The sequence below is a fragment of the Alteromonas sp. V450 genome, assembly GCF_001885075.1.
Lineage (GTDB): Bacteria > Pseudomonadota > Gammaproteobacteria > Enterobacterales > Alteromonadaceae > Alteromonas.
The window spans coordinates 2,258,964-2,270,929 of sequence record NZ_MODU01000004.1 but is presented as its reverse complement, the minus strand read 5'-3'; the positions used below and the strand labels follow the sequence as shown (position 1 = coordinate 2,270,929).

9 protein-coding genes are annotated in these 11,966 nt (G+C 43.8%); 6 read left to right on the top strand and 3 right to left on the bottom strand.

Annotated features, from left to right (window positions below):
- The first annotated feature begins 32 nt into the window (after positions 1-32).
- From BK026_RS09905 to BK026_RS09890, 4 genes are all read left to right on the top strand, one after another.
- On the top strand, positions 33-479 hold the full coding sequence (locus BK026_RS09905; RefSeq protein WP_143142111.1) for a hypothetical protein: 447 nt from the start codon (positions 33-35) through the stop codon (positions 477-479).
- 271 nt (positions 480-750) lie between these two features.
- Positions 751-2,109 carry a TolC family protein gene (locus BK026_RS09900; protein WP_071815716.1) on the top strand — a complete coding sequence of 453 codons (1,359 nt, stop codon included), beginning with the start codon at positions 751-753 and terminating at the stop codon, positions 2,107-2,109.
- Entirely contained in the window at positions 2,106-3,689 is a 1,584-nt protein-coding gene (locus BK026_RS09895; RefSeq protein ID WP_083575063.1) for an efflux RND transporter periplasmic adaptor subunit, read from the top strand. Before BK026_RS09900 ends, BK026_RS09895 begins: the two co-directional genes overlap by 4 nt.
- The gene (locus BK026_RS09890) at positions 3,682-6,819 is read left to right on the top strand and encodes an efflux RND transporter permease subunit (RefSeq protein WP_071815715.1); all 3,138 of its coding nucleotides are present in this window, start codon (positions 3,682-3,684) and stop codon (positions 6,817-6,819) included. The genes BK026_RS09895 and BK026_RS09890 overlap by 8 nt, the downstream gene beginning before the upstream one ends.
- Before the next feature lie 80 nt (positions 6,820-6,899).
- Here the strand turns inward: BK026_RS09890 and BK026_RS09885 are convergent, their stop codons facing one another.
- On the bottom strand, positions 6,900-8,123 hold the full coding sequence (locus tag BK026_RS09885) for a dipeptidase (RefSeq protein ID WP_071815714.1): 1,224 nt from the start codon (positions 8,121-8,123) through the stop codon (positions 6,900-6,902).
- Between the two features lie 486 nt (positions 8,124-8,609).
- Here BK026_RS09885 and BK026_RS09880 point away from each other — a divergent pair, with 486 nt between their 5' ends.
- Positions 8,610-9,383, top strand: coding sequence for a SapC family protein (locus tag BK026_RS09880; RefSeq protein ID WP_071815713.1), 774 nt, complete (start codon positions 8,610-8,612; stop codon positions 9,381-9,383).
- A gap of 61 nt (positions 9,384-9,444) precedes the next feature.
- On the opposite strand, the gene BK026_RS09875 is transcribed toward BK026_RS09880, so the two are convergent.
- Entirely contained in the window at positions 9,445-10,377 is a 933-nt protein-coding gene (locus tag BK026_RS09875; RefSeq protein ID WP_143142090.1) for an IS3 family transposase, read from the bottom strand.
- The gene (locus BK026_RS09870) at positions 10,287-10,787 is read right to left on the bottom strand and encodes a transposase (RefSeq protein WP_071817512.1); all 501 of its coding nucleotides are present in this window, start codon (positions 10,785-10,787) and stop codon (positions 10,287-10,289) included. The genes BK026_RS09875 and BK026_RS09870 overlap by 91 nt, the downstream gene beginning before the upstream one ends.
- Before the next feature lie 202 nt (positions 10,788-10,989).
- On the opposite strand from BK026_RS09870, the gene BK026_RS09865 reads away from it, so the two are divergent.
- Positions 10,990-11,808, top strand: coding sequence for a hypothetical protein (locus BK026_RS09865; protein ID WP_071815712.1), 819 nt, complete (start codon positions 10,990-10,992; stop codon positions 11,806-11,808).
- The last annotated feature ends 158 nt before the right edge of the window (positions 11,809-11,966 follow it).

Genomic DNA, 11,966 nt, shown 5'->3' with positions numbered 1-11,966 from the left:
AGTGGCGGTATCAGTTTGATGCAAGAGTTCGCGTGGGCGTATATATTTTGCTCACGCTTTTTGTCGGCATGTTGCTTGTTCAGGGGTGGTCTCATGCAACGCCAGTAGACCATGGCGCTGTGCACAATAATGCACCGAAAACTCATGTCGCTTCACGTGGCGTAGACAAAGCGCATGCTAGCCTTCGAGACAGCAGTACTATAGACTTACCGTCAAAAAAGAGCGTGAAGGAAAACGCGTCTCACTGCCACAGTACGAGTCAAATTGAACCTAACATTTTGCCGGAACAAGGTGAGAACTGCTGTGGTGATGATTGCACATGCAGTATTCAACACTGCTTTGGCAGCACATTAGCAATGCTACCCATCGTTTCGCATTTAGACCTACTTCTCTATCCAACAGTGTCCTTCGCATCATCGTTTGGCCAAGTGTCAAAGCGACATTTTAAACAATATCGCCCCCCCAGAACTTTCTCTTAACCTAGATCTATCTAATTTTACGTTTATGGCGTGTCTGGAGCTATCAAGCAACAATACAGCCGCTGTACAAATTAAACCGGTCAGTATAAACAGTAACCCACTCAGCGAGGCTTAAAATGGTCCTGTTCGTGGTGTGTTACCGCAGGTGTAGTAGTTCTTCATCACGGTGACACAACGAAAATATGGGCATTTTAAATACAACCTTTGGGAAGGTGTCATAGGCGTCTGAGTGCGCAAATATTTATGCGGGCTAAATTAAGTGAACACAACTATGAAGTCTTTAATATCGAGTATCTGTCGGCTGCGCTTAACACTGCCTTATGCCATTATTTCGGTAAGTGTTTTTTTCTCCATGTGCACACATTCTGCTGCGTTGTCGCTATCGCAAACACAGCAACACGTTGTTGCAAATGACCCGTTTCTTGAGGGAAGCAACTATCGTAAAAAAGCGTTGGAAAACGAAAAAATGGCTGCCGATTACTGGTCTAATCCTCAGCTATCCTCATCAATACAGAATCTTCCCACTAATGGCTTTTCGTTAAACCAAGAGCCAATGACCCAGTTTAAAGTAGGTATTAAACAAGCGTTACCTAGAGGAGATGTGAACACTCTCAAGCAACAAAAATATGCCGCAAAAAGCAAGGTAGTGTCCGCTGAGAGTGTAAGCAGAGCGCTGTGGTTGAAACGTGAGGCAAGTGTAGATTGGCTTAACTGGTATTACGCGAGTCAACGCGAGGTTTTGGTAGACCAAGAGCGTAAGCTACTTGAGAAATTACTCGAATTTACCCAGTCACATTACACGCAAGCAATTGATGGTGCTAGTCAGCAAGACATATTACAAGTGCGGATAGCACAACTGGCTTTGGAAGATAAAGCAACTCAAACACATCAGCTCGTTGAGGAAGCTAAAGCGCGTTTATCGAAATGGTTTGGTGCACCAATAGTAAGCACTAAGCCCGATGCGCCAAGCGATAAATCCATATTACTTGGTTATGAAATGAGTTCTAAGCAGCTTTCACGGTTAATCGACCAAAGTGAACCATTTACGCTGTTTCAATATCACCCGGAAGCGCAAGCGTTAAAACTGCAAACCCGCGTTAAAGCGGCTGAATTAGCAATTGAAAAAGAACAAACTAAAGCACAATGGACGGTAGATGCGAGCTATGGATACCGTCAAGATGCAGAGAATGGCGCGAGTCGCGCTGATTTTGTATCTATTGGAGTAAACGTTGACTTGCCTTTTTTTAATAGGGCTAAACAAAACGCATTAATTGGTGCGGCAGCGTCACGCATGCACGCCAAAGAGACAGAATTTCGACTGAAAGTAAACGCGCTTGCCTCTCAAGCTGAAGTCCTGCGTAACCGATTGACGTCGCTGTCTGAGCGAGAAGTACTCTATCTGAATGGACTCAAACAAGAGGTTGAACAATTAGCTGCAAGCATACTTTCCGCTTATGCCTCGGATGAGGCAAGTATTGAAGACGTTGTTAGGGCCCAACTTCGACAAGTTGAGATAGAAGAGACACTACTTTCAATTGACGTGCAAAAAATGGAAACGCTAATCATGTTGGCTTACTTATACCTTCCAGTCTCTTCATATGCACAAAGTACCGTAGGAGCGTCACGATGAAAACGTCGAACATTCGTGTTAGTGATTCAAAAAGTGCAAAACGCAGTAATTATAGGCCAACGCTCATCGGAATAGTTATTGGGGTTATCTCTAGTGTGTTCATTTGGTGGTTCAGCCTGTCTGAGTCAGAAAAAGGCGACCACGCCTCAAAAGACCAAAAACAACCATTATATTGGGTCGCACCGATGGATGATAGCTACCGTCGCGATAAGCCAGGCAAGTCTCCTATGGGGATGGACTTAGTACCTGTTTACAGTACATCGGGGGAAAATTCAGTAGCTAGTCACAGTACGGGGGAAGTGATGATTTCTCCTGCTGTTCAACAAAATATGGGGGTTAAACTCGCCGAAGTGACAATAGGACGTTTGCAGTCAAGGTTGTCCGTAACCGGAAGTACGTTTTTTGATGAAGATAGCATTGTACATATTCATCCTCGAGTAGAAGGGTGGATTGACGATCTTTTTATTAAATCTCAAGGTGACTCGGTAGAAAAAGGGCAGCCGCTCTATACCCTTTATTCACCCGAATTGGTTAGTGCTCAGGAGCAGTATCTACTTGCCGTTAAAAGGCGCGATAAAACGCTGATGGAAGGCGCAAAAGCCAGACTCATATCGCTTGGGGTAACGTCAAGCTTCATTGAGAAAATACGCGACCAACAGAGAGTATTTCAAACAGTAACGTTCAGTGCTCCTCAAAGCGGTGTTGTCGAGGCATTATCAATACGTGAAGGCTTTTTTGTACAGCCAGGAAATACGCTTATGAGCATTGCTAATCTTCAAAAGGTGTGGGTCATTGCCGATGTGCCGGAGCGTTATTTTGAACGAGTGAAAGTAGGGAATAAAGCGCAGGTGTCTTTTGCAGGTACAGGAACTAATACTCGGCTAGGACAAATAGATTATATCTATCCTTCTTTGTCGTTAACTACCCGGTCAATAAAAGTACGCATCACCCTAGACAACGACAGGGGGGCGTTGCGTCCAAATATGTTCGCAGATGTAGCCTTGTCGCTAACGGAATCTGGCTTATCATTACTTGTGCCTAAATCCGCAATTATCAGAACAGCTGCTCAAAATAGAGTAGTAATAAGCGATGGTGCTGAACACTTCAAGTCAGTAGCGGTAGTGTTAGGTGACAGCGATGACGATTTTTTTGAAGTATTAGACGGCATCATGCCCAACGATAAAATTGTCGTATCTGGTCAGTTCCTCATTGACTCAGAGTCATCAAAAAATAGTGACTTTCTGCGTATGCAAGCGCCCAGTAATCAAGCTTCTACTTATGGAGAAATTCTTGCGATTGATAAAGGTGAACAGCGGCTGACCATAGCGCGTGGCCCGATTGAAAAGTGGGGACGAGGGCCTGCAACTATGACATTTGATGTCTCACCTCACATCGACCTTTCGCACTATGCTGTTGGAGATCCTATTACGTTTACGTTTATTACCGGTGATGCATTTACTGTTATTGATATAAAGCACAAAACTAGCCTCTCTGAAAATGATAGGCAACATCCTCAGGGATCGTCTAGCACCGGGCACAGTAAAAAGCATTCTCATGGGGAGCACATGAACCATGATTGAATCAATTATTCGTTGGTCTGTTGCTAACCGCATCGTTGTCTTGATATGCAGTTTAATGCTTCTAATAGGTGGTATCTGGTCAGTTAAAAACACACCCGTTGACGCTATTCCAGACCTTTCAGATGTTCAGGTTATCGTTAAAGCAAGTTACCCAGGACAAGCACCTCAGGTGGTTGAAGATCAGGTTACGTACGTATTGACCTCGGCTTTAATGTCAGTGCCCGGTGCAAAGACAGTGAGAGGTTATTCGTTTTTTGGTGATGCTTATGTATATGTAATTTTCGACGACAGCACGGATATTTATTGGGCGAGAAGTCGCGTTCTCGAATATTTAAGCCAAGTTGCTGCTCAATTACCTGAAGGGGTAACGCCGCAACTAGGCCCAGATGCCACCGGCGTTGGCTGGGTATTTATTTATGCACTTGTCAATGAATTCAATAATGAAACGTCGACGGATCTGGCCGAACTCAGATCATTACAAGATTGGTTTTTAAAATACGAGCTTCAATCCGTAGAGGGTGTAGCAGAAGTAGCACCGATTGGAGGGATGACGAAGCAATATCAAGTCAGCTTAAATCCGAAAAAACTGCAAGCTTACAATATAATGCCCTCTCAGATTGAGCGCGCGCTCGTAAGGGGGAATCAGGCTATTGGTGCTTCAGTTATTGAGATGGCTGAAGCTGAGTATATGGTCAGCGCAGAGCGTTACATCCAGTCGATAAACGATATCAAAACGATCCCCACGGGTGTGATTGAAAATGGTACTCCAGTTACCATTGGTGATGTAGCTGAGGTGAATGAGAGCCCATTGATGCGTAGAGGTGTTGCTGATTTCAATGGAAATGGAGAGGTCGTAGGCGGCATCGTCGTCATGCGTTATGGTGAAAATGCGAAAAAAACCATAGAGGCAGTGAAGCATAAGCTCAAATCACTGCGCGCCAGCTTGCCCGATGGCGTTAACATTGTGCCGGTTTACGACCGCACTACATTGATTGATGGTGCGGTGAATACGCTGTTCGATAAATTAGTTGAAGAGCTCATTGTAGTGAGCTTAGTTTGTTTCATGTTTTTGCTGCACGTGCGGTCTTCGCTGGTGGCAATGGTTAGCCTTCCGATAGGTGTTTTGAGTGCTTTTGTTGTGATGAAGCTGCAAGGGCTTAACGCCAATATCATGTCTCTTGGCGGTATTGCGATTGCCATGGGGGCGATGGTTGATGGCGCAATAGTTGTGGTAGAAAACTTACATAAGCATCTTCATCGAAATAGAACAAACATTAGTGCTAAAGAGCGATGGCAGCTCGTTGTTAAATCAACAACGGAAGTAGGGCCAGCTCTGTTTTTTTCTCTGTTGATAATTACGGTTTCTTTTATACCGGTCTTTGCGTTAGAAGCTCAAGAAGGCAGGTTGTTTTCGCCTCTTGCCTTTACCAAAACTTACGCAATGGCTGGGGCCGCAGCGCTGTCCATCACCCTTGTGCCAATACTTGCCGGATATTTTGTTAAAGGTAGGCTTAAAGCTGAAAATGAAAACCCGATAAATAAATGGCTTCTCAGTATTTATAAACCATTGCTAAAGAAAGTATTAGCTTTTCCCATTATCACAATATGTGTTGCTTTATTGGTTTTGTTCTCAATGTTTTGGCCACTAAGCCAGCTAGGGAGTGAATTTATGCCTGAAATAGATGAAGGCGACCTAATGTACATGCCGACAACGTATCCTAGCGTGTCGGTGGGAAAAGCACGTGAAATTTTACAGCAAACAAATAAGTTGATCATGACTTTACCAGAGGTCAAGTCGGCGTTCGGTAAAGTTGGACGCGCCGATACCGCCACGGATCCTGCACCACTCACTATGATTGAAACGTTCATTCAATTAAAGCCCAGGTCTGAATGGCGCGACGGTATGACGACGGAAAAGATTAAGCAAACATTAAATGAGCGTATTCAATTTCCTGGCCTCACGAATGCGTGGGTAATGCCCATAAAAACGCGCATAGACATGTTAGCGACAGGCATCAAAACACCCGTTGGCATAAAAATAGCGGGGCCTGAATTAGACGGGATTGAGGAAATTGGCAGACAAATAGAAAGCTTGCTGTCTGAACTACCCAATACAGCATCGGTTTATGCAGAGCGGGTAGTGGGCGGGCGCTATATTAATATTCGCGTAAATGCAAAAGCCGCCGCGCGTTACGGTATGACCGTAAATGATGTGCAAAACCTGCTTGCGACGTCTGTAGGAGGCAAAGTTGTGACGCAGTCGATAGAAGGGAGAGAGCGTTATCCCGTGAGTTTACGTTTTGAACAGCAGTATCGTGACTCGCCAGAGAAACTCTCTTCGCTTCCCATAGTGACCCCTTCGGGGGCGTTTGCGACACTTGGAGACCTCGCGGATATTGCTATTGAAGAGGGGCCTGCGGGAATTAAAAGCGAAAATGCAAGGTTAAATGGCTGGGTGTATATTGACATTGATATGGCTGATGGGCGAAACATTGACCTGGGCCGCTATGTTGAGGAAGCTGAAGCGTATCTGGCTCAACATCTGGCGTTACCGGAGGGCTATGCCATTTCATGGGCGGGTCAATTTGCTTACTTAGAAAGGGCAAAGGCAAAACTTTCAATAGTTATTCCGGCCACACTGCTTATAATTTGTCTGTTGTTATATTTGGCCTTTAATCGATTTCGTGACGTTGTGCTTATTTTAGTTACGTTGCCACTGGCTTTAGCGGGGAGTGTCTGGCTGCTTTACCTGCTTAACTTTAATCTATCGGTTGCTGTTGGGGTCGGGTTTATCGCACTGGCTGGGGTAGCTGTTGAAATTGGAGTGATCATGCTGGTCTACCTAAAGCAAAGTGTCGATGACGATGCTGACCACTCATCTATAACATGTGAAAACGACGTAATTACAGCTATTGTTAACGCTGCAAGTGCGCGCCTAAGGCCTGTCATGATGACATCTTTGTCAATCATTATTGGTTTACTGCCCGTGCTCTATGCGTCTGGCACAGGAAGTGAGGTCATGCAGCGTATAGCTGCGCCAATGGTAGGGGGGATGACGAGTGCACTCATGCTTACTTTGTTTGTTTTGCCCGCGGCGTTTTATTTAACAGTCAAAAGCAAAACGAAGTAAGAAGAGCCGTTTAAGGCTCCTCTTTATTTACTAATATACAAGGTCTGCTTGGAACAGAAAATTTGACGAGCAGGCCTTAGTTAATTGTCGGTATATGAACTGGCATAGTCCTCAACAGACTGCCACACTCTGAGCAGGTTTCCGCTGAGTATTTTACTTATATCACTTTCACTGTAACCACGGTCAAGCAGACCTTGAACCAAGTTAGGAAAGGCTGCAACATCTTTTAATCCAATGGGTAATGAGTCGCCAACACCATCGTAATCTGAGCCAATACCTACGTGTTCAACACCAATGAGCTGTACAACATGGTCAATATGGTCGAGAACTTCATCAAGCGTTGAGTAGGGGTAGGGCACTTCTTCCCTGTAGCTTTCTTCGAAGTTCGCAAGTTTTGGACTTTCTTCCCCTTCTTTTTCAATAAGTGCTTTTCTCGCCTGTGACAAGCCGGTTCGCCATGCTCCAGCTTCTTTAGAGACAAAACTTGAGCCGAAGTTGATCATAATAACCCCTCCATTCTCGCCCAACTTTTTAATCATATCGTCATCCATATTGCGTTCGAACCCAGGCGTAAACCTGCGCAATGAAGAATGAGATGCAATCACTGGCGTTTTGGTTAATGCAATGACTTGATAAAAAGCGTCATCGGAAACATGAGAAATATCAATCATAATGCCCATATTGTTCATCTCTTTGACCAAGGTTTTTCCAAACGGGCTTAAACCTTTCCATTTTCGGCGCAAATCATATGAGGAATCAGAGATGTGGTTAGATTGGCTATGGGCTAACGTTATATACCGTATACCGCGCGCGTAGAAAGCGCTCAAATTGTTTAGGTCGCCTTGAATAGGTGAGCCATTTTCCATCCCCATTGGAAGAGAAATAAGGCCTTGTGCGAACTGTGATCTTACATCCTTAGTACTTCTTGCAATGGCAAACTTGTCGGGAGCGCGGGCAACAATAGCTTCTACAGAATCAATGAGTTCGTGGGCAAGTTGCGTTGACTCTGGTGAGTTATCCAGACTTGCCGGTACATAAATGCTCATAAAAGGCGCATTGAGCCCTCCTTCAACGGCACGGGGATAGTCAAAGTCGCCACCGTCAGTTGCCTGAGTGACATCAACCCACTTCTCTTTTACGCGATAGGGAACATCAATGTGCCCATCAACAATGATATTTTCTTTAGCAAGTCTTATCGCTTTTTCTGATGCGGTGTAGTCTTTTGCTTCCACCGAGGCTGCAAACATGCCAAACAAGGCTGTAATACTTAGTGCGAGTACTGGTCGTGGGTGGCGCCCCTTCATAACATCATTTCCTTAACGATATGGGTGAGATAAAAATAGTATGCTGTAGTGGGCTTTTTATGTGGTTGCCCACGATTTACCCTGTCAGACTCTAAAGTAAATTCATCAAAGCGGCAATGGATATACATCATCATGCTATCAGTGCTCTATCCCAAATTATTTTCGTATCAGTAGTGTTGCGGGGTTTCACGCAGCAGAGCATTTCTTTTAAACCTAAAACTCGAACCAATAAAGCTGCGTAAGCGCGAATTTGACTATTTTTAAAGCGAACGACCCTGTTCACCTAAATTTTACATTGCAATAAAAATTTAAAACTTGTTATGGTGAAGATTGCGTGACTTCATTGCGCGAATACGGGATACTCTCGAGCGCTCCGCCACTATTCGATGATAGAGATTCATCTGTGCGGCCAACGTAATTTTAAGTGATACTCGCTCTTCTCAGACAATCAGCCGAGATCACAGATAACAAGTATGAGAAATAAATATGGCTATTAATTTTGTACCGCTAGATAAAGAAAAACACAAAGACCTAAAGGTTGCGGTAAACACTTCTTTCAGTTTTGCGAAAAATACTCACTTAGCTTCTGCAACGATCCGTGAGTTTGCACAGCTTGCAGCAACTATGCCGTTGGTTTTCATTGAAGATCCAACATCAAAGCGTCATCACGTAGTAACGATGCTAGGTATGGAACAAGGTCAAAACTTGTTTTTAGCCGGTGATAAGTGGAAGGGACCGCACGTACCTATGAATATAGTGCGCTATCCTTTTGATGTAAGACCTGATGGCGACAAATTAGGTGTTTTCATTGACGAAAACTCAGATTTGATCTCAGACGAAGGGCAGGCGCTATTCAATGACAAAGGCGAACCAACCGAGTTTCTTGAAGCCCGTCAGACGTTCTTAGCTGACTTGGCAAACAGCGAGATGCTAACACAGCGCTTTGTGAACAAAGTAGTAGAGCTTGAGCTTCTGGACCCTATTCAAATTCGTCTTGCGTACAAAGACGGCTCACAGCGTAACGTAACCGGCATGATGAGCATAAATGAAAAGAAATTGCTTGAACTGCCTGATGAGCAAGTACTTGAGCTTCATAAGCAGGGCTTCCTAGGCGCAATCTACGCTATCATGATGTCTGTTGGTCAGTTAAACCGTTTGGTTGAGCTATCAAACGATACTGAGAACCCAATTCAAAGCATGCAGCTTTCTCCAGTGCAGCCAGCACAAAACGATGCAAAAGAAGAGGCGCCAAGCGCTTAACGCTTTCTTTCATACCAAAAGGCCCGCAACTTGAAGTGACCCCATAAAGTTGGACTCATTTCTAAGCAGCAACTAAGGCCTGATTTCGATACTGTATCGGACTCAGGCCTTTTAGTTTCAGCTTAATACGTTCATTGTTGTAATAGTCGATGTATTCTTTGATGTTTTCAATGAGTTCATTTGCGTCCTTGAACGTCTCATTGTGATACATCTCAGTTTTTAATATGCCGAAGAAGTTCTCGGCAACGGCATTGTCTAAGCAGTTTCCTTTTCTGGACATACTCTGAAGCAGTCCATGTTCTTTAATATGCTGTTGGTATCGTTTGTTTTGATATTGCCAACCTTGGTCGGAGTGTATGAGCGGTCTCTCATGCTTCAGTAGCTTTGCTGTTGCGGCTTTAAGCATATCAGTGACTAAAGGTAACGTTACAGATGTCCGTACCTCATAGCTGACCACTTCTTGGTTAAACAGGTCTATTATCGGCGACAGATATACCTTCTGGCCATTGACCTTAAATTCAGTGACATCGGTCACCCATTTTTGATTAGGCTTCTTTGCCGTAAATTCACGTTGAAGAACATTTTCAGCGATTCTACCGACTTCACCTGTGTAAGACTTGTAGCGTTTAGGTCTGACTTTTGATTTCAAACCAAGCTCGCCCATCAAGCGCTGTACACGCTTATGGTTAACCACTAAGCCCGCACCTCTTAGCGCACAAGTAATCCTACGATAGCCGTATCGCCCTTTATGCTTGTGATAGATATCACGTATTTTTACGCGTAAGTCAGCATTGGAACAAGGCCGATTCAGTGTATTACGATGGTAGTAATAAACGCTCTTGGGAAGCCCTGTGACCTTTAATAAGTGTTGTAAGCTGTATTTTGCCTTGAGCTCTTCGACAACTATCGTTTTGTCTTTGTTTTTTTCTTTCTGGCTTGAGCCAAGGCTTCTAACTTTTTTAAGACTGCGTTCTCTGCACGTAGATAATCCAATTCTTCTCTGAGTTCTTTTTCAGTCATCTCAGATGACGGTTTAGGAGTAGAAGAATGATTAATCACGCGAGGCCTACCTATTTTTTGTGGTTTTAGACGGGTTATACCTTCGTGAGCATAAAGCTTTTGCCATTGAAATAAAATACCAGGGGATGATAAGTCGAAATAGGCACTGGTATAAGTAAGAGACCAATTATGCACTGACATAGTTTTAAGCACATGAATTTTAAATTCGAAAGAGTAAGGACGTTGCTTGTGAGTAAAACTCTCAGCGCCATTGATGCGATAAACTTGAGACCAATAACGAATAAGGTTAGGCCGTACTTCAAACTTTGGGCCTAAGGTCCCTGAACTCTCTTCTTGCGCTAGTCGCGCTAGTTTTAACTTAAATGCTTTGTGATATTTGGACATAAAAAGACCCCCAGTAATTGGATTGTCCAACTATTGGGGGTCACTTCAACTAGCGGGCCTTTTTTTATGAAAACTGTCTCCTAATTATCCATGAGAGTTGGTGTTAGATTAAACTTTTGTTTAAGTTCGATTCATAATTCATTAAGTTTTTAGCGCTTATCTTTGTTTTGTTCCCAACACAATTTACTTTAAGGATAAACAAATGGGTTTCAAAACAAATGCTCTTACATCTTCTCTTGTCTTTATGGCCTGTGGTGCGCTTTTAACTGTGCATGCGGCTCAAGCTGATACACAAAATGAGGTTCAAGCTGTTGCCGTGGATATTGAAGATGTTGATGACGCTTTATTTGGCGCGAATTACATTCGCTACTTTGAATCAATAAATAACAAAGAGGGCGCATACCTCATCAACCCGTATTTGCAACGCGTGTCTAGTGTTACAGGCGGGTACTATAACATCGACAATAGCGACATTTATAACCTGGGAGGCACGTTTTATCTTGACGAAAAGTGGATGCTGTCAGTTGAGGGAAGCCATGCGGAATTTAACGATAACTTTGACAATTCTGATTTGACGGTTGTTGATGTTAGGGGCGGGTTTAACTTATCAAGGCAGTGGCAAATTGGCGCAGGTTTGGTTTATCAACGTGCAAGTTATGACTCAATTGGCAATGACGTTGCAATCAGCGATAGCGAAAGTGACACATCTCCAATAGCATTCACCCGTTATACCTTGCTAAGCAAATATGGAACGGGGTGGGATTTGATGGCTCAGTACATAGCTGATGATGTGGATAACCTTGACATTTCAGCTCGCTACTTTTTCTCTCCTGGTCTCAGCGTTGCTGGCACCTATAGTTATGTTAACGCGCCAGATGGCGTTGATGATGAGAAAGTCGTTGGCGTTGAGGTCGATTATTGGATGAGTGATAAGTTTGCATTAAAGCTTGCTCATGAATTTGACGTTGATAGCGATATAGATTCAGACGTAACTATGCTGCGCGCTTCATATCGATTCTAACAAAACCGTTGTTTAAATAGGGCGCAACAGCAATGTGCTTGCTAATTGCGCCTTTTGATTGTCTTTATGAGGCCCTTTTTCAGCTATTCGTCGAATATTTCCCGCACTACCAATATTATTCCGTTTATTTTTTGCACTTTTTTATACGCCTAATCATA